This is a genomic window from Micromonospora sp. C81 (assembly GCF_018070425.1).
In the GTDB taxonomy this organism is placed as follows: Bacteria; Actinomycetota; Actinomycetes; order Mycobacteriales; family Micromonosporaceae; genus Micromonospora; species Micromonospora zamorensis.
This window is the reverse complement of record NZ_JAGPXS010000008.1, coordinates 217,589-239,483: the sequence shown is the minus strand read 5'-3', so window position 1 is coordinate 239,483 and position 21,895 is coordinate 217,589. Positions and strand designations below refer to the sequence as shown.

The following is a 21,895-nucleotide window of genomic DNA, read 5'->3' as shown; positions in this document are numbered from 1 at the left end:
CAAACGCGTTTCGCCCGGTTGCGCGCAGGGTAGGCGGATCGGATGACTACCACCGTCGCGCAGAGCGCGGACGCCGTCGTCATCGGTGCCGGTCACAACGGCCTGGTGGCGGCGAACCTGCTGGCGGACGCCGGCTGGGAGGTGGTGGTGCTGGAGGCCACCGCGACACCCGGCGGCGCGGTCCGCTCCGCCGAGGTGACCGCGCCCGGCTATCTGAGCGACCTCTACAGCTCCTTCTACCCCCTCGGGTACGCCTCACCGGTGCTCGCCGGCCTGGACCTGGGTCAGCAGGGGCTGTCCTGGCGGCACTCGCCCGACGTGCTGGCGCACCTGCTGCCGGACGGCCGGGCCGCCGTGATCAACCGGGACCCGGACGTGACAGCCGCCTCGCTGGAGCAGTTCGCCCCGGGCGACGGCAAGCGCTGGCTCAACGCCTACACCGACTGGCTCGACGTGGCCGAGCCGATGCTGGAGACCATCACCACGCCGTTCCCGCCGGTCCGCGGAGGGCTCGGTCTGCTGCGTCAGCTGCGCGTCGCCGGCGCGCTGCGGCTGGCCCGGCGCCTCGTGGTGCCGGTCCGCAAGCTCGGCGACGAACTCTTCGACGGCCCCGGCGGGCCGGCCCTGCTGGCCGGCTGCGCCCTGCACACCGACCTGTCCCCGGAGGAGGCCGGCTCCGGGGTGTACGGCTGGTTGCTGGCCATGCTCGGCCAGCAGGTCGGCTGGCCGGTGCCCGCCGGAGGCGCGCAGCAGATCACCAACGCGCTGGTGGCGCGGCTGCAACAGCGCGGCGGCGCGATCCTCTACGGCGCCCACGTCGACCGGGTGCTCACCGCCCGGGGCCGGGCGATGGGCGTACGCACGCGGGGCGGCACGCTGTGGCGGGCCCGCCGGGCCGTGCTCGCCGACGTGCCGGCGCCAGCGCTCTACCTCGACCTCGTCGGCGCGGCAGCGTTGCCGTCGCGGCTGGTGGAGGACCTGGCGCACTTCCGCTGGGACGGTTCGACACTCAAGGTCGACTGGGCGCTGTCCGCGCCGATGCCCTGGACGAACCAGCAGCTGGCCGGGGCCGGCACCGTGCACCTTGGCGCGGACCTGAACGGGCTGACCCACTACGCGGGCGAGCTGGCCCGAGGTGAGCTGCCCCGGGACCCGTTCCTGCTGGTCGGGCAGATGTCCGTGGCCGACCCGAGCCACTCCCCGCCGGGCACCGAGTCGCTCTGGTCGTACACCCATCTGCCGTTCCGCCGGGACTGGCGGGCCGAGGACCTCGCCGGGCACGTGCAGCGCATGGAGGACGTGCTGGAGGAGGCGGCCCCGGGTTTCAAGCAGCTCATCGTCGGCCGGCACGTGGCCGGGCCGGCCGACCTGGAGAAGGGAAACCCGAGCCTGGTCGGCGGCACCCTCGGCGGTGGCACCGCTGCCGCGTACCAACAGCTCTTCCTGCGTCCGATCCCCGGCCTGGGCCGGGCGGACACTCCGGTGGACCGGCTCTTCCTGGCCAGCGCGTCGGCGCATCCCGGCGGCGGCGTGCACGGCGCTCCCGGTGCGAACGCCGCCCGCGCGGCGTTGGCCCGCGACCGCGCCCTCACCGGGCGTGCCTACGCCGCGGCCATCGCGACGGCCCACCGCGCCGTCTATCCCGACTAACCCCCGCCCGGACCCCGCCCACAGCCCTCACCGAGGTGGGGATGGGGGGTCAGCGGGTGATGTTGCGGTGCTTGCTGCGCAGGCGGAACGGCATCAGGGCGCTCTCCACCTTGGTCGCGGTGGTCATCTTGGAGAGGCCTTCCTGCCGCTCCTCGAAGCGGATCGGCACCTCCAGGATGGTGTGCCCCAGCTTGGTGGCGAGGTAATGCATCTCCACCTGGAAGCTGTATCCGTTGGACTGCACCCGGTTCAGGCCGATGTCGCGCAGCGCGTCGGCACGCCAGACCTTGAAGCCAGCGGTCAGGTCCCGGATGCGCACCCGCAGCAGGGTGTGCACGTAGAGGTTCGCCCAGCCGCTGAGGGCCCGGCGGTACAACGGCCAGTTCTCGTCCAGCTCGCCACCGGGCACGTAGCGGGAACCGATCACCACGCTGGCCTGGGTGGAGAGCAGCGCGCCCAGCATGCCCGGCAGAGCCTCCGGCGGGTGCGACAGGTCGGCGTCCATCTGCGCCACGTACTCGGCGCCGCCCTCGATCGCCCGTCCCATCCCGTCGACGTACGCGCGGCCGAGGCCCTCCTTGCCGGCGCGGTGCACGACCTCGATCCGGTCCGGATGCTCGATGGCCAGCTTGTCGGCCACGTCGCCGGTGCCGTCGGGGGAGTTGTCGTCGGCGACGAGGATGCGCAGACCAGGCAGCGGCAGTGCGAGAAGTCGCTCCACCAGCGTGGGCAGGTTGCCCGCCTCGTTGTAGGTGGGCACGACGACGGTCAGACGTGCTTCCTGCCACGGCGACGGCAGCTGCACAGGCTCGATCATGCGGGACATCCTCGGTTCGCGGACAGGGCTTACCGAAGAGGGTATCCAGTTGGCACATTCGGTTTGAAGAGGCACCCCTTCCGGGCGTTGCGTGTGGCGCCGCCCGGCCGTGTCCGCCCATCGATTCGCCGGTCGCGGCGTTGCCAGCTCAGCGCCCGAGAGGGCCGGCCAGCGTTTCCGGGGTCGGTCAGCGCCAGCGACGCGCCACGGCCGCGAGGGTCAGTCCCGCAGCGGCGAGCGCGACACCGGACAGGGCCGGTTTGTGGGTGCCCACCCAGAGCGCGGCCGAGCGGTCGCGCGCCCGGTCGTGGAACACGCCCGCGGTGCCCCGGTCCGTGTCCTCGTCGCCGGGATGGTCGAGATTGTCCCGCCAGGTGGCCGGGTCGATCTTCTCCCCGGTCTGCTGGCTGTCGTAACCGTCGCGGGCCAACTTCCGGTCCAGCAGGCCGGGGAACAGGATGTCGCCCAGCCGGGCCCGCCACGTCGGGCCGCCCACGTTCAGCTCCCTGGTGCCACGGTCGGCGGCCCACACGATGGCCCGGGCGGCCAACTCCGGCGTGAAGATCGGCGGCACCGGCTGCGGATGCCGGGGCAGCCGGGTGCGGACCCAGGAGAACTGTGGCGTGTTGACGGCGGGCAGCTGCACCATCGACAGCTTCACCCCCGGGCAGTCGTGCAGCAGCTCGGCGCGTAACGAGTCGTTGAAACCCTGGACGGCGTGCTTGCTCGCGCAGTACGCCGACTGCAACGGGATCCCCCGGTAGGCCAACGCGGAGCCCACCTGCACGATCGTGCCCCGCCCGTGCGCCCGCATGTGCCGCAGCGCCGCCAGGGTGCCGTGCACCGTGCCCAGGTAGGTGACCTCGGTGACCCGGCGGAACTCGCGGGCCGGGATCTCCCAGGCCGCCGCGAACACCGACGCCATGGCGTTGTTGACCCACACGTCGATGCCGCCCCACCGGTGCACCACGTCGTCGGCGGCCTGCTGCACCGCGCCCGCGTCGGCCACGTCGACCCGGTACGCGCGTACGTCGGTCGCACCCCGCAGCCGGCACTCCCGCTCGGCGGCGGCGAGGCCCGCCTCGCCCCGCGCCAGCAGCGCCAGCCGGGCGCCCCGGTCCGCGTACGCATGGGCGACGGCCCGACCGACACCGGCGCTCGGCCCGGTCACCACCACGGTCTGCGTCACGGGGACCCCTTCTGCCGGGTGGCGATGTCGGCGAGCCGGTCCAGCGTCTCCCGGTTACGCAGGTGCAGCACCAGATCGTTGACCTTGTTGCGGACCCAGCGCAGCGGGCCGGCGGCGAAGTCCTCCCCGAGGCGTACCCGGGTGGCGTTGTCGCCGACCGGCTGCAGCGTGAAGGCCACGATCGCCTCCCCGGCCGGCCAGAGACCGGCCTTGAGCACGAGCCGGTGCGGTGGTTCGCAGACCAGCACCGTCGACGCGTCCTGCAGGGAGAACGGCCACGGCCCGGCCTTGTGGTGCAGTTGGCTGCCCACCCGGGGCCAGGCGTCGTCCACGTCGCGTACGTGTGTCGTCCCGACCACCCAGTCGCTGTACGTCCACCCGTCGGCGAGCACGTCGAACACCTGCTGCGGGGGAGCGTCGATCACTTTCTCCACAATCGCCACTGGGCTTTCATACCCCCGGCAGGCACCGGCTAACGGCCGGCGGGTTAGCTTCTCCGGCACGGCGGGTAAGGCCGACGCGGGGCACCGCTGGCGGCGCTGGCCCACCCCCTCGACGACGACGTTTACTCCTCGGGGCGCAGGGAACCCGCCGGCTGTGCGACAGGACCAGGAGGATCCGTATCAGCGCAGGTCAGCCCCGGTTTACGCCGCTGCTGACCGCGCCGGTTCCGCCGGGTCCAGTCGCACAACTGTCGGAAGCCCCCGACCCGTCCTGTACGACGCGGTGCTGCTGGACCGCGACGGCACCCTGATCGAGGACGTGCCGTACAACGGCGACCCGGAGAAGGTGCGGCCGGTGCCGGGGGCGCGGGCGGCGCTGGACCGGCTGCGGGCGGCCGGGCTGCGCCTGGCGGTCGTGACGAACCAGTCGGGGCTGGCCCGGGGCTACTTCACCGGGGAGCAGATGCGGGCGGTGCACGCCCGCGTCGAGGAGTTGCTGGGTCGGTTCGACGCGTGGCTGGTCTGCCCGCACGACGACGCCGACGGCTGCGACTGCCGCAAGCCGGCTCCCGGCCTTGTGTACGCCGCCGCTGGGGAACTGGGCACCACCGCGTCGAGGTGTGTGCTGGTGGGCGACATCGGCCGGGACGTCGGTGCCGCCCTGGCTGCGGGGGCGGCAGGGGTGCTGGTGCCGACCCCGGTGACCCGACCGGAGGAGATCGCGGCCGCCGGGTGGGTGGCCACCGACCTGCCGGCGGCGGTGGACGAGATCCTGCGCCGCCAACAGGCCGTACGACCGGCGACCCCGACCGGTGACCCGGTGCGCACGGCGCTCGTGGTCCGGTCGGACTCGGCCGGGGACGTGCTGGTCACCGGGCCGGCGATCCGTGCCGTCGCGGCGGGGGCACAGCGGGTGGTGCTGCTGTGCGGGCCGCGTGGCCGCGCCGCCGCCGACCTGCTGCCCGGCGTCGACGAGATCATCGAGCATCCGCTGCCCTGGATCGACCCCACGCCGGGGCCGGTCGACCCGGAGGCGTTGCGGAGCCTCACCGCCCGCCTCAGCGCCATCGGCGCGGACCAGGCGGTGGTGTTCACCTCGTTCCACCAGTCCGCCCTGCCGCTGGCGCTGCTGCTGCGGATGGCGGGTGTCGGCCGGATCGCGGGGATCAGCGACGACTACCCGGGCTCGCTGCTGGACGTCCGGCACCGGGTGCCGGTGGGCGTCCCCGAACCGGAACGTGCCCTCTCCCTCGCCGCCGCCGCCGGTCACCGGCTGCCCGACGGCGACGAACCTGTGCTCCGGCTCCGACGCGACGCCGTGCCGCCGCGCGCGGCCGACCTCGGCGACCCGGGGTACGTGGTGCTGCACCCCGGCTCGGCCGCGTCGAGCCGGGCCTGCCCGCCCGAGGTGGCGACCCGGATCGCCGGGGCGCTGACCGCCGCCGGGCACCGGGTGCTGGTCACCGGCAGCTCCGACGAGCGTGACGTCACCGCCCGGGTCGCGGCGGCCGGCGGCACCGACCTGGGTGGGCGAACCGACCTGGCCGGGCTGGCCGGGATCGTGGCGGACGCCAGCGCGGTAGTGGTCGGCAACACCGGGCCCGCGCACCTGGCCGCCGCGAGCGGAGTGCCGGTGGTGAGTCTCTTCGCGCCGACCGTCCCGTTCGGTCAGTGGGGGCCGTACCGGGTGCCCACCGTTCGGCTCGGCGACGCCGCCGCGCCCTGCCGGGACACCCGTGCCGCCAGCTGCCCGGTCCCCGGGCACCCCTGCCTCAGTGGCATCGACCCGGACGAGGTGGTCGACGCGCTGCGGATGCTCGCCGTCAGTGGTGGTGGCGGCCGATGAACATCCTGCTCTGGCACGTGCACGGCTCGTGGACCACGTCGTTCGTGCACGGCAGCCATCGCTACCTGATCCCCACCACACCCGACCGCGGCCCCTACGGCCTCGGCCGGGCCCGCACCTACCCCTGGCCGGACAGTGCGGTCGAGGTCGCCCCGGAGGACCTGCCGGGCGCCGACATCGACCTGGTCATCCTGCAACGGCCGGAGGAGATCGACCGGGCCGAGGCGTGGCTGCGCCGCCGCCCCGGCCGCGACCTCCCGGCGATCTACGTCGAACACAACACCCCGAAGGGCGACGTGCCCAACACACGGCACCCCATGGCCGACCGCGACGACCTGCTCATCGCCCACGTCACCGGGTTCAACCAGATCTTCTGGGACACCGGTGCCACCCGCACCACAGTGGTCGACCACGGCATCGTCGCCCCCACCGTCTCCTACACCGGCGAACTCGACCGGCTCGCCGTGGTGATCAACGAGCCGATCCGGCGAGGACGGGTCACCGGCACCGACCTGCTGCCCCAGTTCGCCGAGATCGCGCCGCTGGACGTTTTCGGCATGGGCGTCGCCGGCCTGGCCGACCACCTCGGGCTGCCCGCCGACCGGCTTACCAGCCACGACGACGTACCCCAGCACCGGATGCACGCCGAGCTGGCCCGGCGGCGCGCGTACCTGCACCTGTGCCGGTGGACCTCGCTCGGGCTCAGCCTCATCGAGGCGATGGCGATCGGCATGCCGGTCGTCGCGCTCGCCACCACCGAGGCGGTGATGGCGGTACCCCCGGAGGCGGGCGCCCTCGCCACCCGGACGGACACCCTGCTCGACGCCGCCCGACGGTTCATCGCCGAACCGGCGATCGCGCGCCAGGCCGGCGCGGCGGCGCGAACGGCCGCACGCGACAGGTACGGCCTCGACCGTTTCCTCGCTGACTGGGACCGGCTGCTGGAGGAGGAAGTATGCGGATCGCGATGATCTCGGAGCACGCCAGCCCGCTCGCCGTCCTCGGAGGGGAGGACGCCGGCGGCCAGAACACGCACGTCGCGGAGCTGTCCGCCGCGCTCGCCGCCGCCGGGCACGAGGTACGGGTCTACACCCGGCGGGACGCGCCGGACCTGCCGGTGACCGTCCGAAGCCCGGACGGGTACGACGTGGTGCACGTCTCCGCCGGGCCGGCCGAGCCGGTGGCCAAGGACGCGCTGCTGCCGCACATGCGGGAGTTCAGTGCCTGGCTGATCGAGCGCTGGCGGGGCGGGGACTGGGTGCCCGAGGTGATCCACGCGCACTTCTGGATGAGCGGCCTGGCGGCGCTGACCGCCGGCCGGCAGACCGGGGTGCCGGTGGTGCAGACGTACCACGCGTTGGGCACTGTGAAGCGCCGCTACCAGGGCGTGCAGGACACCAGCCCGGCCCGCCGGGTGTCCTACGAGCGCGAGCTGGGCCGCTCGGTGGACCGGATCGTCGCCCAGTGCCGTGACGAGGTGGGCGAACTGGTCCGGATGGGCGTGCCCCGGTCCCGGATGACCGTCGTGCCCTCCGGAGTCAACCTCGCCACGTTCGCCCCGCTCGGGCCGGCCGCCGACCGCGAGCCGGGTCGGGCCCGGATCCTGACCGTGGGTCGACTGGTCGAGCGCAAGGGTTTCCAGACCGTGGTCCGTGCGATGGCCCTGGTCCCGGACGCCGAGTGCGTGGTGGTCGGCGGCCCGCCCGAGGGGCTGCTGGAGACCGACCCGTACGCCCGGCGGCTTCGGGCACTGGCCGAGTCGTGCGGGGTGGCCGACCGGGTGCACCTGGTCGGCGCGGTGCCCCGGGAGGAGATGGGCCGCTGGTACCGCTCGGCGGACCTGCTGGTCGCCGCACCCTGGTACGAGCCGTTCGGGTTGACCCCGCTGGAGGCGATGGCCTGTGGGGTGCCGGTTGTCGGCACCGCCGTCGGCGGCATCCGGGACACCGTCGTCGACGGGACGACCGGTGACCTCGTGCCGGCGCGGGACCCGCAGGCGCTGGCCGCCGCGATCCAGGGGTTGCTCGACGACCGGATCAGGCGCTTCGCGTACGCGACGGCGGCGCGCGAGCGGGCCCGGACGCGGTACTCGTGGGCGGCCACCGCCGAGCGGCTGGTCGAGGTCTACAGCGAGGTGGCCGCCGTGCGTCGCCCGACCCGGGTGGTGGCCTGATGCCGGCGGGAAGCCTGCTCGACACCCACCTGACGAACCTCGCCGCGGCGCTGGTGTCGTACCGGCGGTGTGAGTCGCAGCTGGCCCGCTGGGGTGCGGACCTGGCCCACCGGCTGGCCGGCGGGGGTCGTCTGCTGGTCGCCGGCAACGGCGGTAGTGCCGCCGAGGCCCAGCACCTCACCGCCGAGCTGGTCGGCAAGCTGCACCACGACCGGCAGCCGTTGTCCGCGATCGCGCTGCACGCCGAGACGAGCGCGCTCACCGCCATCGCCAACGACTACGGCTACACCGACGTCTACGCCCGTCAGGTGCGCGCGCATGGTCGTCCCGGTGACGTCCTGCTGCTGCTGAGCACCAGCGGCAGCAGCGCCAACCTGATCACCGCCGCGCTGGCCGCCCGGGAGGCCGGCCTGACGAGCTGGGCGCTCACCGGGGCGACGCCCAATCCCCTCGCCGACGCCTGTGACGAGGTGCTGGCTGTCGCGTCCCCCGACACCCAGGTCGTCCAGGAACTGCACCTCGTGACCAGCCACCTGCTCTGTGAGTACCTCGAACAGGAACTGCCCGCCGCCCTGGCCGCGGTCGCCGACCCGGCGGCGGTCCACCACGACCCGACCGAGCCCGCTCCGCCGGCCCGGTCGGTGCGTACCGGGGTCGAAGTGGTGCTCGACGGTGGGACCGGACAGCAGGTCGACGCGTGAGGATGAGGAGGCAAGCGTGAGAGGACCCGTGGTGGTGCTCGGCGACACCCTGCTCGACCGGGACGTGGAAGGGGTGGTGAACCGGCTCTGCCCGGACTCCCCGGTGCCGGTGCTCGACGAGACCGCGGCCACCGACCGACCCGGTGGCGCCGGTCTGGCGGCGGTGTTCGCCGCCGCGCAGGGCGCCGAGGTGGTGCTGGTGACCGCGCTCGCCGACGACGCCGGCGGAGCCCGACTGAGCACGCTGCTCGCCGCCGCAGGTGTGCAGGTGTATCCCCTGGCTCTCTCCGGCGCGACGCCGGAGAAGATCCGGCTACGGGCTCGGGGTCGGGTGCTGCTGCGCCACGACCGCGGTGGCGCGTCCGGGGAGCCGGGTCAGCCCTCCGACGAGGTGCTGCGGGTGATCGCCGGAGCGTCGGCGGTGCTGGTCAGCGACTACGGCCGTGGGGTGGCCCGGCAGCCCGCGCTTCGTGACGCGTTGGCCGCGACCCGCGCGCCGGTGGTGTGGGACCCGCATCCGCGCGGTCCGGCGGCGGTGCCCGGCGTCCACCTGGCCACCCCGAACGAGTCGGAGGTGCGGGAGCTGGTTCCCGCGCTGCCCGGTGCCTCCCGGCTGGCCACCGCTTCGCGTGGTGCGCAGGGGCTCCGCCGGCGCTGGCGGGCCGGCGCGGTCGCGGTGACGCTGGGCGGTGACGGCGCGCTGCTCTGCCACGCCGGATCGACGCCGCTGGTGGTGCCGACCCCCGGCAGCGCGGAGGGGGACACCTGCGGAGCTGGCGACCGCTTCGCGGCCGCTGCCAGCCTCGCGTTGGCTCAGGGCGCCCTGGTCTCCGAGGCGGTGCAGGCGGCGGTCGCCGAGGCGTCCCGGTTCGTGGCGGGTGGAGGAGTGGCCGCGGCGCTTCCGGCGGCGAACGCGAGGAGGGAGTCCGGGTTGCGATCCGCGCAGTCGCGAACGAGGGGTGGCCCTGCGAACGCCACCCTGGTCAGCCCCGGTGGGGACCGGGTCGGAGTCGCGGCGGTCGCCACGCTCCTGGGTGAGGTACGGGCCGCAGGTGGCACGGTGGTGGCGACCGGTGGTTGCTTCGACCTGCTGCACGCCGGGCACGTGGCCACCCTGGAGGCCGCCCGGCAGCTCGGCGACTGCCTGATCGTCTGCCTGAACTCCGACGCCAGCGTGGCCGGGTTGAAGGGCCCGGAGCGGCCGGTGATGTCCGAGGGTGACCGCAGTCGGCTGCTGGCCGCTCTGAGCTGTGTCGACGCGGTCCTCGTCTTCGACGAGCCGACCCCGGACGCGGCGCTGTCCTGGATACGGCCCGACGTCTGGGTCAAGGGTGGCGACTACGCCACCGGCGGCGGTGACGCCTCGGCCACCCTGCCGGAGGCGGAGGTTCTGCGCCGGTGGGGCGGAAACACGGTGGTGGTGCCCTATCTGGACGGTCGTTCCACCACCGACATGATCGTCCGGACGCTCGCGGAGCGGGTCCGATGACCGCCACGCGGCCCGGAGCCGGGCCCACCGTCCTGGTTACCGGCGGCGCGAGCGGGCTCGGCGCGGCGGTGGTCGCGGCGGTGGCCGCGTCCGGCGGCCGACCGATCGTGCTGGACCGGCAGCCGCCGGCCGACGGGGTGTCCTGGACCGAGTGCGACCTGGCCGACACGCGGGCCGCCGAGGTGGCCACCCAGCACCTCGCCGAGCAGGCCGGCGGCCTGGACGCGGTGGTGACCGCGGCCGGCACGGACGTGCCGGGTCGACTCGCGGACGTCCCGGGGGAGACCTGGGACCGGATCGTCGCGGTGGACCTGCTGGCCACGGCGGCGGTGATCCGGGCCGCGCTGCCGTTCCTGCTGACGTCCCGGGGGCGCATCGTCACTGTCGCCTCCACCCTGGGCGTCAAGGCGGTCAGCGACGCCACCGCGTACTGCGCGGCCAAGTTCGGCGTGGTCGGCTTCACCCGCGCCCTCGCCGCCGAGCTCGCCGGGCAGGTCGGTGTCACGCTGCTCATCCCGGGTGGGATGCGCACCGCGTTCTTCGACGAACGCGACCCGCAGTACAAGCCGGGGCCGGACGCGATCCTCAACGATCCCGCCGACACCGCCGCCGCCGTCATGTTCGCGCTCAACCAGCCGCCCGGCTGCGCGGTTCGCGAGCTGGTGGTCTGCGCCGAGCAGGAGACGTCGTACCCGTGATCCTCGTGCTGCGCGCCCTCGGCGTCGGCGACCTGGTCACCGCCGTGCCCGCGCTGCGGGCGCTGCGGGCCGCGTACCCGTCCCGGGAACTGGCGCTCGCCGCGCCCGCCTGGTTGGCCCCGCTGGTCGACCTGGTCGGCGGCGTCGACCGGCTGGTGGACACGGCCGGGCTGGACCGGCCCATCCGGGTCGGGGCGGCCCCGCAGGTCGCGGTCAACCTGCACGGGCGCGGCCCGCAGTCGCACCGGTTGCTCGCGGCCACCCGGCCCGGCCGGCTGTTCGCCTTCGCCAACCCGGAGGCTGACCACACCGACGGTCCGCGGTGGTCCGCCGACGAGCACGAGGTGGACCGGTGGTGCCGGCTGCTGTCCTGGTACGACATCGCGGCTGACCGCTCCGACCTCGACCTGCGCCGGCCCGCGGCGGCAGGATTGCCCACGGGTGTCACAGTGCTGCATCCCGGCAGCAAGGTCCCCGCCAAGCGGTGGCCCGCCGAGCGGTTCGCCGCGCTGGCCCGGGCGCTCAGCGAGCAGGGGCACCGGGTGCTGCTCACCGGATCGGCCGACGAGGGGGCACTGGCAGGACGGGTGGCCGAGGCGGCCGGCCTGCCGTCCGACGCCGTGCTGGCCGGCCGCACCGATCTCGGCGCGCTCGCCACGCTGGTGGCGCACGCCCGGCTGGTGGTCAGCGGGGACACCGGGGTCGCCCACCTGGCCACCGCGTACGGCACCGCCTCGGTCGTGCTCTTCGGGCCGGTCCCGCCGGCGCACTGGGGGCCGCCACCGGACCGGCCCCGGCACCGGGTGCTCTGGGCCGGCGACGGGGATTGGCCCAGGTGGGACGGGGTAGGAAGCCACCCGACGATGGCGGCCCTGCGTCTCGACGCGGTGCTGGCCGCCGTGGCTGAGGTGGAAAGGCTGGTGCGTGTCTCCGGTGCGGTTGCGGCGTAGCGACCCGGGTCGACCGGGGTACGGGCGGCGTCGACGTGGACGGGGCTGGGCCTTCGTCAACCCGGCCGGCGATCCCGTCCGTGACCCGGAGGTCCTGGCCCGGCTGCGGGAGCTGGTCATTCCTCCGGCCTGGCAGAACGTCTGGATCTCGCCGCACGCGAACGGGCACATCCAGGCGATCGGGATCGACGCGGCCGGGCGCAAGCAGTACGTCTACCACCCCCGGTGGCGGGAGAAGCAGGACGAGGCGAAGTTCGACCACATGCTGGAGGTGGCACGCCGGCTGCCGGTGCTGCGCGAGCGGGTGGGGCGCGACCTGGACGGCCGAGGGCTGGGCCGGGACCGGGTGCTGGCGACGGTGGCCCGACTGCTGGACATGGGGATGTTCCGGGTCGGCAGCGACCAGTACGCGGCCGGCGACGACCCGACGTACGGGGTGTCCACCCTGCGTCCCGAGCATGCCCGGTCCCGGGGCGGCTGCGTGGTCTTCGTGTTCCCCGCGAAGGGTGGCATCGAGCAGGTACGCCGGATCGAGGACCCGGAGCTGTGCCAGGTGCTGGTCAATCTGCGCCGTCGTCGGCGGTGGGCGGACCGGCTGTTCGGCTACTGGGACGGCCGGGAATGGCGCGACGTGCGCAGCGACGAGGTCAACGGGTACCTGCGTGACGCCAGTGGCGGGGAGATGACCGCGAAGGACTTCCGCACCTGGCACGCCACGGTGCTCGCCGCCACCGAGTTGGCGACCGTCGGCCCGGCCCGCTCGGTCACCGCCCGTCGCAAGGCGGTGGTTGCGGTGATGCGCGAGGTGGCCGAGCTGCTGGGCAACACCCCGACGGTGGCGCGGACGTCCTACGTGGATCCGCGGGTCGTTGACCTGTACCACGACGGGGTGGTGGCGTCGGTGGACCCGCAGGCGCCACGCGAGGAGGCCGAGCGGGTGGTCCTGGAGCTGCTGGAGAAGACCTGACCGGCCCCGCCAACGATCCTGGGGGGAGGTGGCGGGACCGGGGCCTCAGGCATGAGGGGTGCACCGGGCGGCCGCCCGCCGCGTTTTCGCGGCGGGCGCCGCGCCACGGCCCCCGTTGGCGGCCCACCGATCGAACGATGGACGCGCTGGTGTCAGTCTGCCGGCAGTGAGTTGACCGTTGATGCCGGCCGGTTGACGATCCGCGCCGGATGCGAGCCTCCGTCGCGGTGTTCCTGCGGGCTCACCCCGTATGCCGCCCGGAACGCCCGGCTGAAATGAGCTTTGTCGGAGAACCCCCAACGCGCTGCGATGGTCTGTACGGGTTGGTTGCGCAGCGCCGGGTCGGACAGGTCACGCCGGCACCGGGCCAGTCGCAGACCCCGGACGTACGACGCCACGGTGGTGTGCTCGGCCTCGAACAGCCGGTGCAGCGACCGCACCGAGATGTGGTGGGCGTCGGCGAGGACCTGTGGGCCGAGCGTCGCGTCACCGAGGTGCCGGTGGACGTACGCCTGCACCTGGGTGAGCAGCGCCCGTCGGCGGACCTCGGTGGGCACGGCGTCCTCGGCGACCAGGTGCCGGCCGAGCATGGTGGTGGCCAGGTCCAGTCCCACGGTGCCGAGCCGGCTGGCGTCGGCGGCATGGTACTGCTCGGGATGCCCGGTCACCTGCAACAGAAACTGCGCCAGCAGCGCCCCGATCCCCTCGCTGCCGGACATCCGACCGCCGTAGAGCGCGGCCATCCGCTGCGGCGGCAACGGCAGCGCGGCGTGCGGGATCAACGTGATGATCGAGCTCGCCTGGTCCCGCTCCGGCTCGGTCGCGTGGTGGCAGACGTCGTGCGGTCGGGACCCGTCGTAGAAGGTGAACTCGCCGGTCAGGATCTCACTGCGGCGACCGTCCTGGCTGGACGTGCCGATGCCGCCGGTGGTGAGGGCGAGGATGTACAGCTCCGGGTCGGACTGGCGGACCAGCTTGCGGGTGCGGGTGGCGTCCAGCGACGGGTACTGGTATTCCACCAGCTGGATCGGGCCCAGCTCGATGAAGTCGGCGCGGGCGGCGAAGTCGTCGGCGTGCGCGGACTGGATGCGCAGCGGCGCGGAGGTGCGCGCGACGAGGTCGAGCCACATCCCGAACCGCTCGCCCGGGGGCAGGACCGTGGTGTCGATGGTGTCTCTCGGCAGCATCCGGTTCCTTCAGCTGGCTCGGCGCTGGATCAGGGCCTCGACGCCGTCGAGGATCCGGTCCAGGCCGAAGGCGAACTCGTCGTCGGGGTCGTCGTCCTGGGTGAGCACGCCGGCGGTCAGCACGCGGTGCAGCGCCGGAAAGCGAGTCGGGTCGATGAGTCGGGCCACCGTCCGACCGTACGCCGGCATCATCTCGCTGGGCGCGACGCCGGCGGCCTTGCTGCCCTCGGCCACCTGCGACGTGAGGGTGGCCTCGTTGCGGACGTACCCGGTGAGCAGCAGCAGCACCGACATCTTCTCGCCCTCACCGAGGGCGGTGCCGTCGAGGCAGCGCAGCCCGTCCTCCATCCAGCCGAGCTGCTGCGGGGTGATCGGCGGGCCGGTGATCGGCACGTGCAGCAACCAGGCGCGGTGCCGCAGCACCCTGTGCTCGGCCCAGGCCCACCGGGTCAGGCCGGCGCGCCAGTCGGTCTCCGGCGGAGGCGGTCCCGGCGACGGGCCGTAGCCGGTGTCCACCATGAGCATCAGCAGCTCGTCCTTCGAGCCGACGTAGCGGTAGAGAGCCATGGTGGCGGCGCCCAGCTCCTTGGCGACCCGGCTCATGGAGACGGCTGCCAGCCCGTCGGCGTCGGCCACCCGTACGGCGGCGTCCACGATGGCGGGCACGCTCATCCCGGGCCGGGGGCCCTTGGGTGGTCGTTCCCGCAGCCCCCAGGCGCTCTCGATGGAGGCCGGGATCGCTGGCCCGCTGTCGTCCGTCTGTGCCGCCACATTTCCTCCTTGCCTCGCCATCCTAGTTCTGCGTATGGTCTACGCATAACAGCGTACGACATACGCAGAAGGGGGACTGGTCATGATGGCGACGACCACACCGGCACCACGGGCGGGCCGACGGGAGTGGATCGGGTTCACGGTGCTGATGCTGCCGCTGCTCCTGGTCTCGATGGACGTGTCGGTGCTCTACTTCGCCGTCCCGTTCATCAGCGAGGAGCTGCGCCCCACGGCCACCCAGCAGCTCTGGATCTTCGACATCTACGGATTCGTGCTGGCCGGGCTGCTCATCACCATGGGTGCTCTGGGCGACCGGATCGGCCGACGCCGGCTCCTGCTGATCGGCGCCGCCGCTTTCGGGGCGGCGTCGCTGCTGGCCGCGTACGCCGACAGCGCCGCGACGCTGATCGCCGCGCGCGCCGTGCTCGGCATCGGTGGGGCCACCCTGATGCCGTCCACGCTCGCCCTGGTGCGCAACCTGTTCCACGACGCCAAGCAGCGGGGCACCGCCATCGGCATCTGGACCGCCACTCTCACCGGTGGCATCGCGCTCGGCCCGGTGCTCAGCGGCATCCTGCTGGAGCACTTCTGGTGGGGCTCGATATTCCTGATCAACATCCCGGCGATGCTGATGCTGCTCCTGCTCGCCCCGGTCCTCGTGCCGGAGTCACGCAACCCGGCGACCGGGCGGTTCGACCTGTTCAGCGCCGCGCTGTCCCTCGGCGCGCTGCTGCCGGTGATCTACGGCATCAAGGAGATGGCCCGCGACGGCCTCAGTCCGGCGCGGGTGCTCGCCATCGTCGTCGGCCTGCTGATGGGCGCGCTGTTCCTGCACCGGCAGCGGACCCGGGCGTACCCGATGATCGACCTCGCGTTGTTCCGTCGCCGCGGCTTCGCCGGCTCGCTCGCGGTCAACCTGCTGGCGATGTTCGCGCTGGTCGGCTTCGCCATCTTCACCACCCAGCACCTCCAGTTGGTGCTCGGCCTGAGCCCGCTGCGAGCGGCACTGTGGAGCCTGGTGCCATCCCTCGCTGTGGGCGGTGTGGCGCCGGCCGCCGCCGCGCTCGCCCAGCGCGTCGAGCGGGCGTACCTGATCGGAGCGGGGTTCGGGATCGCCGTGCTCGGCTTCGCGGTGCTCACCCGTGTCACGCCGGAGTCGCCGCTGTGGCTGCTGCTCGTCGGCGCCAGTGTCTACGCCGGTGGTCTGGTGATGGTGATGTCGCTCGTCACCGAGCTGGTGCTCGGCGCGGCGCCGCCCGAGCAGGCCGGAGTCGCGTCGGCGCTGACCGAGTCCAGCAGTGAGCTGGGCGGCGCGCTGGGAATGGCGATCCTCGGCAGCGTGGGCGCGGCGGTCTACCGGCGCGAGATCCTCGACGGCCTGCCGGCGGGATTGCCCGCCGACAGCGGTGACGCTGCCCGGGAGACCCTGGGCGGCGCGCTCGCGGTGGCCCAGGAGTTGCCGGCGGATCTGGCCGACGCGGTGCTGCACGCCGCCCGGGTCGCGTTCACCGACGGGTTGCACCTCGCGGCGGTCGCCGCCATGGTGGCGATGGTGCTGGGCGCGGTCGCCGCGCTGGTCACGCTGCGCGGCGTCCAGCCGGCCGACCCGACTGCGGCGCTCCCGAGCGACCCGACGCCGACCGCGCTGCCGGCGCCGGCCGAGGCGTAGCCGCCCCAAATGATCGACTCGGTTTCCCGGAAGTCGGGGCGTCCCGAACGCGGGAATGCCACGGTTTCCAGGAAACCGAGTCGATCAACGTGGCGCACCACGGGCGGTCGCGCCACCAGGGTGGCTGCTCGGGGGCGTCAGTCGTTGAGCACGTGCGCGAGCCGGTCGCGGAAGCGCCGCTCGGAGTCGCTGACGGACTCGCCTCCGATGCCCAGCAGCCCACCGCTGGACGCGGCGCCCACGACCTGCTCGGCGATCTTCACGAGCCAGTGCTTGTACGCACCGGCCTCGCCCTCGTCGACCCGGGCGGCCAGCAGCGCGGAGGCCTCGCCGGCGCGCAGCAGCACGTCGTCGATCATGGCCTTCGGGTCGGTGGGCGCGATGACCGGCAGCTCCGCACCGGTCTCCGGGTCACCGACCCGGGTCACGATCTCGCCGGCCACGGCCGCGACCAGCGGGCTGGCCGACTCCCGGCCGGCGGCGATGGTCTCCAGGCCGGCAGCGGTCTCCGCCATGGTCCGGCGGGTGCCGTCGGACTCGGCGGCGCTCGCCGCGGTCAGAACCGACTGCGGCAGGCCGACCAGCAACCCCCACTCCCCGTCGGAGAAACCGAAACCGGTGTACGCCGGCTGCTCGATCACGGCAATGCCCCTTCCGCCCTGCTCTGCTTGGTCACTCGGTGCTTCGCTTGGTCGATCAACGGGCCCGACAACGGGAGCCCGGGTCAGGCTAGTCCAGGGTCAACAGGCCCTGTTCGGACACCACGCGCACCGACAACGTCTTGTACCCGACCTCATCGAAGAGAACCGTCATCTTGTCCTCCTCGTAGGAGAGCACCATGCCGCGCCCCCACTCCGGGTGACGCACCTGGCTGTGCACCGGGAACGGCCCGACCGCACCCTGGTCGGCCACGCTGGTGCCGTTGTGGCAGTTGTCGCAGTGGCCGCACACCTGCGTCATCTGCTCGCCGAAGTAGGCCAGCAGCGTCTGCCCCCGGCAGGCGGTGGTCTCGGCGAAGGCCCGCATCATGTCGGTGCGGGACCGGGTCACCGTCTGCTGGCGCTCCGCCTCGGCCAGTGCCGCCGCGGCGGCGTCCGCCGGGGCGGGGGAGTAGCGGGGAGCGCCGATGCGCTGCCGTGCGCGCGGCTCGGCGGCGCCGATCTGCTCCAGCAGGGAGAGGTACTGGCCCAGCTTGCGCGGCCCGAGGCCGGTGGTCTCGCGCAGCTCGGTCTTGGTGGCCGGCTTGCGGCGCAGCAGCGCGGCCAGGTCGCGCAGCTCGTCGACGTCGGGCAGGCCGCCGCTGAAGAACCGCTGCAGGCCCACGTCCTCTGCCTGCCAGAGCAGCAGCACCCGGGCCGGTTGCCCGTCGCGACCTGCCCGGCCGATCTCCTGGAAGTAGCTGTCCGGTGAGTCGGGCAGCGCCATGTGCGCCACCCAGGCGATGTTCGGCTTGTCGATGCCCATGCCGAACGCCGACGTCGCCACCATGATGGGAACCTGGTCGGCGAGGAACGCTTCGTGCAGCTCAGCACGGGCGCCGGCCGCCATTCCACCGTGGTAGAACTGCGCCGGGAAGCCGGCGTCGGTCAACCGGGTGGCCAGTTCCTCGGCGGCGCGGCGGGTCGGAACGTAGATGATCCCCGGCCGCTCGTCGTCGCTCAGCAGCGCGACCAGTCGCCGCCACCGGTAGTCCTCGGTCGGGCAGTGCGCGACCTCGAGGAACAGGTTCGACCGGTCCAGCCCGGAGACAACGACCTCCGGGTCGCGCAGCCGCAGCCGGGCGATGATGTCGTCGCGTACCGGAGGGGAGGCGGTGGCGGTCAGCGCGACCACCGGCGGCCGACCGATGCCGTCGATGAGGTGCCCGAGCGCCAGGTAGTCAGGGCGGAAGTCGTGCCCCCACGCCGAGATGCAGTGCGCCTCGTCGATCGCCACCAGCGCCGGCTTCAGATCGGCGACCTCGGCCATCCGGTCCGGGTTGCTGAGCTGTTCCGGGGTGATGAACAGGAACTCCGCCCGGCCCTCGCGGATCTCGGTGATCGCCTCCGCCTGCTGGGTGGGCGACTCGTTCGAGCTGATCCGCACCGCCCGCAGCTCCGGGCGTTGCCGCTCGTTGAGGGAGGCGATCTGGTCCTGCTGGAGGGCCAGCAGTGGGGAGATCACCACGGTGGGGCCGGGGATCAGGCTGGCCGGAATCTGGTAGATCGCCGACTTGCCAGCCCCGGTGGGCAACACCACCAGGGCGTCACGTCGCTTCATGACCGCGCGCATGGCGGCCAGCTGGTTGGGCCTCAGCGCCTTCCAGCCGAAAAGGCTGCGGGCCGCGCGGCGCAACGTCATCGAATGCGTGGACAGTTTCATCGAGGGCCGGAGGTACCCGAGCCCATGACCGCCGAAACGCATTCAGGCGATCATGGGCAGGGCATCGGGTAGCCGGCTCGTCTGATCCCGGGCTCAGCGCAGGCGGGGCAGGACCTCGCGCTGGTACAGGTCGAACAGGCCCTGGTAGTGCGGGCCGGTGTTGGCCACGTACACCTCGTCGAAGCCGGCCTTGGCGTACTTGTCGATCATTTCCAGGTGCGCGTCGACGCTGTTGCCGCAGACGAACGCGTCCCTGACCATCTCCGGCTTGACCAGCTCGGCGGCCTGCTCGAAGTGGCGCGGTGAGGGAAGCACCTGGGACAGCTCGCCCGGCACCCCCGCGTTCGGCCAGCGCTCGTACGCGATGCGCATGCCCTCGTCCTCGCTGTCCGCGTACGCCGCCTTGAAGCCGGCCTGGCACGGCTTGTCGCCGCCGCCGTTCTCGCGGAAGCGCCGGACCATCTCGCCGTCGGGCATGGTGCTCACGTAGCCGTCGCCGATCCGGGCGGCCAGGTCGATGGACTTCGGCCCGAAGCCAGAGACGTAGATCGGCGGGGGAGTGTCGGGCAGCGTGTAGATCCGGGCCTGCTCGACTGTGTAGTGCTTGCCGTGGTGGCTGACGAAGCCGCCGGCCCACAGCGCGCGCAGCACCTCGACGGCCTCCTCCAGCATCTCCAGGCGGACGTCGGCCTGCGGCCAGGCGTCACCGAAGATGTGCTCGTTGAGCGCCTCGCCGGTGCCGACGCCGAGCACGAACCGCCCGCCGTGCAGCACCGCGCTGGTCGCCGCCGCCTGCGCGATCACGGCCGGGTGGATCCGCACGGTCGGGCAGGTCACCGCAGTGGTCACCGGGAGCGAGCAGACCTGGCTGAGCGCGCCGATCATCGACCAGACGAACGGGCTCTGGCCCTGCGCGTCCACCCACGGGTGGTAGTGGTCGGAGATCCACAGCGCCTCGAAGCCGGCCCGTTCGGCACCGCGCGCCTGCTCCAGCAGCTCGGCTGGCGTGAACTCCTCACTGGACAGAAAGTATCCGATCTTCATCGTTTCCCCTTCGGCGCGCGAACCTGCTGATGGGGAATGCCGTACCCCGGGCGCGGTCGGCCACACACGGCTTGCCGGGCCCGGATCGGTGTGCGGCGCTCAGCGTCGACCGAACATCGCCCGGATCGCGGCGAGCAGCAGCAGCGCGCCGACCACCAGGCCGAGCAGGCGTACGCCGGGGATGTCGGCCGGGCTCGTCGCGTCGGCCAGCAGGGCGGGGTCCATCCCCGCACTCTCCCGGGGAGCGGGCCGCCAGGCAACTGTAAGGTTTATTGACTATTGAATCGCCCGGTGTGACCATGGCATGACCGCCTGCCGGTGGCGGTGCGCCGAGGGCGCGCGAGAGATGGGGTACGGGGGCCGCATGAGCGAGCGCGACCAGTGGTTTGACGGGGGCGCACCGACGCCGGTGCTGGAGACAGACCGTCCTGAGGGGGCGGTGTGACCGCGTCCGCCGGGCACCTCCCGGCGCTCGCCTCCGCCGTCCTGCAACCCGGGTTCGTCGGCACCACCCCGCCGCCGTGGGTGTGTCGCTGGCTCGGTGAGGGCCTCGGCGCGGTGGTGCTGTTCGCCCGCAACGTCGTCGACCCCGCGCAGGTGGCGGCACTCACCGCAACGCTGCGCGCAGAGCGGCCGGACGTCATCGTGGCAATCGACGAGGAGGCCGGCGACGTCACCCGACTCGAGTCGGTGCACGGCAGCACCCGGCCCGGCAACTTCGCCCTCGGCGCCGTCGACGACCCGGCGCTGACCGAGGCGGTCGCCCGGGACCTCGGCGTCGAGCTGGCCGCGGCGGGGGTCACCCTCAACTACGCCCCGGACGCCGACGTCAACTCCAACCCGGAGAACCCGGTGATCGGAGTGCGGTCCTTCGGCGCCGACCCGGCGCTGGTCGCCCGACACACCGCCGCCTGGGTACGCGGCCTCCAGGCTGGCGGTGTCGCGGCCTGCGCCAAGCACTTCCCCGGCCACGGCGACACCCGGGTCGACTCACACCATGACCTGCCCCGCATCACCGCCGACCGGGCCCGGCTGGACGCCTGCGAGCTGGCCCCGTTCCGGGCCGCCGTGGCCGCCGGGGTGCAGGCGGTGATGACCGGCCACCTGCTGGTGCCGGCTCTGGATCCGGAGCTGCCTGCCACGCTGAGTCAGCGCATCCTGGGTGGGCTGCTGCGCGACGAGATGGGCTTCTCCGGCGTGGTGGTGACCGACGCGGTGGAGATGCGCGCGGTCGCCGACCGCTACGGCTTCGCCGGGGCGACGGTTCGCGCCCTCGCCGCCGGAGCCGACGCGATCTGCGTCGGTGGCGAACGGGCCGACGAGCAGGCGGTGCGCGAGCTGCGCGACGCCATCGTGGCCGCGGTCGTCTCCGGCGAGCTGCCCGAGGAACGACTCGCCGAGGCGGCCAAGCGGGTCGGGCAACTCGCCGCCTGGACGATGGCCGCCCGCACCGCCGGGTCGGCCGGAGTGCGCGGCGCCGCCGACGTCGGGCTGGTCGCCGCCCGCCGGGCCGTTCGGGTCACCACCGCACGGGCCGCGGCCGGGACGCTGCCGTTGACCCGCGCGGCGCACGTCGTCGAGTTCGAGCCGCTGCGCAACATCGCCATCGGCGCGGAGACCCCGTGGGGCATCGGCGCGCCACTGGGCGAGCTGCTGCCCGGCACCAGCACGGTCCGCTACGCCGAGCCCGACGTGCCGGCCGATCCGGGCGCCGGGGCCGGCACCCGCCCACTCGTCCTGGTGGTCCGCGACCTGCACCGGCACGACTGGATGCGCTCCGCCGTGCAACGCGCGCTGGCCGCCCGCCCGGATGCGGTAGTGGTCGAGCTGGGCGTGCCGGAGCTGGTGACCGGGTCGGTGCACCTGGCCACCCACGGCGCGACCCGGGCCAGTGGCTGGGCCGCCGCCGAGGTGCTGACCGGCACCCGCTGAGCCGACCG

The 21,895-nt window shown here is 73.4% G+C and carries 20 protein-coding genes; 11 read left to right on the top strand and 9 right to left on the bottom strand.

Going from position 1 to position 21,895, the window contains the following annotated elements:
• The first annotated feature begins 42 nt into the window (after window positions 1-42).
• Window positions 43-1,650: an NAD(P)/FAD-dependent oxidoreductase gene (locus KBX46_RS16230; RefSeq protein ID WP_210793109.1), complete on the top strand. Its 1,608-nt coding sequence runs from the start codon at window positions 43-45 to the stop codon at window positions 1,648-1,650.
• 49 nt (window positions 1,651-1,699) lie between these two features.
• Here the strand turns inward: KBX46_RS16230 and KBX46_RS16225 are convergent, their stop codons facing one another.
• From KBX46_RS16225 to KBX46_RS16215, 3 genes are all read right to left on the bottom strand, one after another.
• Window positions 1,700-2,467: a polyprenol monophosphomannose synthase gene (locus tag KBX46_RS16225; protein ID WP_210793108.1), complete on the bottom strand. Its 768-nt coding sequence runs from the start codon at window positions 2,465-2,467 to the stop codon at window positions 1,700-1,702.
• Window positions 2,468-2,654: 187 nt separating this feature from the next.
• Window positions 2,655-3,656 carry an SDR family oxidoreductase gene (locus KBX46_RS16220; protein ID WP_210793107.1) on the bottom strand — a complete coding sequence of 334 codons (1,002 nt, stop codon included), beginning with the start codon at window positions 3,654-3,656 and terminating at the stop codon, window positions 2,655-2,657.
• Window positions 3,653-4,099, bottom strand: a complete 447-nt coding sequence (locus KBX46_RS16215; protein WP_099852109.1) for an SRPBCC family protein — start codon at window positions 4,097-4,099, stop codon at window positions 3,653-3,655. Before KBX46_RS16215 ends, KBX46_RS16220 begins: the two co-directional genes overlap by 4 nt.
• Window positions 4,100-4,253: 154 nt before the next feature.
• Between KBX46_RS16215 and KBX46_RS16210 the strand changes: the two genes are divergently transcribed.
• The 8 genes from KBX46_RS16210 to KBX46_RS16175 are packed head-to-tail and all read left to right on the top strand — an operon-like array spanning window position 4,254 to window position 12,923.
• Window positions 4,254-5,945, top strand: a complete 1,692-nt coding sequence (locus KBX46_RS16210; protein WP_210793106.1) for an HAD-IIIA family hydrolase — start codon at window positions 4,254-4,256, stop codon at window positions 5,943-5,945.
• Window positions 5,942-6,916, top strand: a complete 975-nt coding sequence (locus tag KBX46_RS16205) for a glycosyltransferase (protein ID WP_210793105.1) — start codon at window positions 5,942-5,944, stop codon at window positions 6,914-6,916. Before KBX46_RS16210 ends, KBX46_RS16205 begins: the two co-directional genes overlap by 4 nt.
• Window positions 6,901-8,118: a glycosyltransferase gene (locus tag KBX46_RS16200; protein ID WP_088947330.1), complete on the top strand. Its 1,218-nt coding sequence runs from the start codon at window positions 6,901-6,903 to the stop codon at window positions 8,116-8,118. The genes KBX46_RS16205 and KBX46_RS16200 overlap by 16 nt, the downstream gene beginning before the upstream one ends.
• The gene (locus tag KBX46_RS16195; protein WP_088951612.1) at window positions 8,115-8,819 is read left to right on the top strand and encodes an SIS domain-containing protein; all 705 of its coding nucleotides are present in this window, start codon (window positions 8,115-8,117) and stop codon (window positions 8,817-8,819) included. Before KBX46_RS16200 ends, KBX46_RS16195 begins: the two co-directional genes overlap by 4 nt.
• Window positions 8,820-8,835: 16 nt before the next feature.
• Window positions 8,836-10,308 carry a PfkB family carbohydrate kinase gene (locus KBX46_RS16190; RefSeq protein WP_210793104.1) on the top strand — a complete coding sequence of 491 codons (1,473 nt, stop codon included), beginning with the start codon at window positions 8,836-8,838 and terminating at the stop codon, window positions 10,306-10,308.
• The gene (locus KBX46_RS16185) at window positions 10,305-11,006 is read left to right on the top strand and encodes an SDR family oxidoreductase (RefSeq protein WP_099852115.1); all 702 of its coding nucleotides are present in this window, start codon (window positions 10,305-10,307) and stop codon (window positions 11,004-11,006) included. The genes KBX46_RS16190 and KBX46_RS16185 overlap by 4 nt, the downstream gene beginning before the upstream one ends.
• Window positions 11,003-11,956, top strand: coding sequence for a glycosyltransferase family 9 protein (locus KBX46_RS16180; RefSeq protein ID WP_210793103.1), 954 nt, complete (start codon window positions 11,003-11,005; stop codon window positions 11,954-11,956). The genes KBX46_RS16185 and KBX46_RS16180 overlap by 4 nt, the downstream gene beginning before the upstream one ends.
• Window positions 11,940-12,923: a DNA topoisomerase IB gene (locus tag KBX46_RS16175; protein ID WP_210793102.1), complete on the top strand. Its 984-nt coding sequence runs from the start codon at window positions 11,940-11,942 to the stop codon at window positions 12,921-12,923. Before KBX46_RS16180 ends, KBX46_RS16175 begins: the two co-directional genes overlap by 17 nt.
• Window positions 12,924-13,075: 152 nt before the next feature.
• Here the strand turns inward: KBX46_RS16175 and KBX46_RS16170 are convergent, their stop codons facing one another.
• Window positions 13,076-14,110, bottom strand: a complete 1,035-nt coding sequence (locus KBX46_RS16170; protein WP_210793101.1) for a helix-turn-helix domain-containing protein — start codon at window positions 14,108-14,110, stop codon at window positions 13,076-13,078.
• Between the two features lie 9 nt (window positions 14,111-14,119).
• Window positions 14,120-14,881 (bottom strand): TetR/AcrR family transcriptional regulator, encoded by a 762-nt coding sequence (locus tag KBX46_RS16165; protein WP_210793100.1) that lies wholly within the window; start codon window positions 14,879-14,881, stop codon window positions 14,120-14,122.
• A gap of 82 nt (window positions 14,882-14,963) precedes the next feature.
• Between KBX46_RS16165 and KBX46_RS16160 the strand changes: the two genes are divergently transcribed.
• On the top strand, window positions 14,964-16,550 hold the full coding sequence (locus KBX46_RS16160; RefSeq protein ID WP_210793099.1) for an MFS transporter: 1,587 nt from the start codon (window positions 14,964-14,966) through the stop codon (window positions 16,548-16,550).
• Between the two features lie 137 nt (window positions 16,551-16,687).
• Here the strand turns inward: KBX46_RS16160 and KBX46_RS16155 are convergent, their stop codons facing one another.
• The 4 genes from KBX46_RS16155 to KBX46_RS32885 form a co-directional block, all read right to left on the bottom strand.
• Complete coding sequence (locus KBX46_RS16155) at window positions 16,688-17,191, bottom strand: hypothetical protein (protein WP_088947337.1); 504 nt, start codon at window positions 17,189-17,191, stop codon at window positions 16,688-16,690.
• Between the two features lie 88 nt (window positions 17,192-17,279).
• Window positions 17,280-18,911 carry an ATP-dependent DNA helicase RecQ gene (locus KBX46_RS16150; protein WP_088951614.1) on the bottom strand — a complete coding sequence of 544 codons (1,632 nt, stop codon included), beginning with the start codon at window positions 18,909-18,911 and terminating at the stop codon, window positions 17,280-17,282.
• A gap of 93 nt (window positions 18,912-19,004) precedes the next feature.
• Entirely contained in the window at window positions 19,005-19,955 is a 951-nt protein-coding gene (locus KBX46_RS16145) for a TIGR03557 family F420-dependent LLM class oxidoreductase (RefSeq protein ID WP_210793098.1), read from the bottom strand.
• A gap of 99 nt (window positions 19,956-20,054) precedes the next feature.
• The gene (locus tag KBX46_RS32885) at window positions 20,055-20,180 is read right to left on the bottom strand and encodes a hypothetical protein (protein WP_255421242.1); all 126 of its coding nucleotides are present in this window, start codon (window positions 20,178-20,180) and stop codon (window positions 20,055-20,057) included.
• A 216-nt stretch (window positions 20,181-20,396) separates the two neighbouring features.
• Here KBX46_RS32885 and KBX46_RS16140 point away from each other — a divergent pair, with 216 nt between their 5' ends.
• Window positions 20,397-21,887 carry a glycoside hydrolase family 3 protein gene (locus KBX46_RS16140; protein ID WP_210793097.1) on the top strand — a complete coding sequence of 497 codons (1,491 nt, stop codon included), beginning with the start codon at window positions 20,397-20,399 and terminating at the stop codon, window positions 21,885-21,887.
• Window positions 21,888-21,895: the final 8 nt, after the last annotated feature.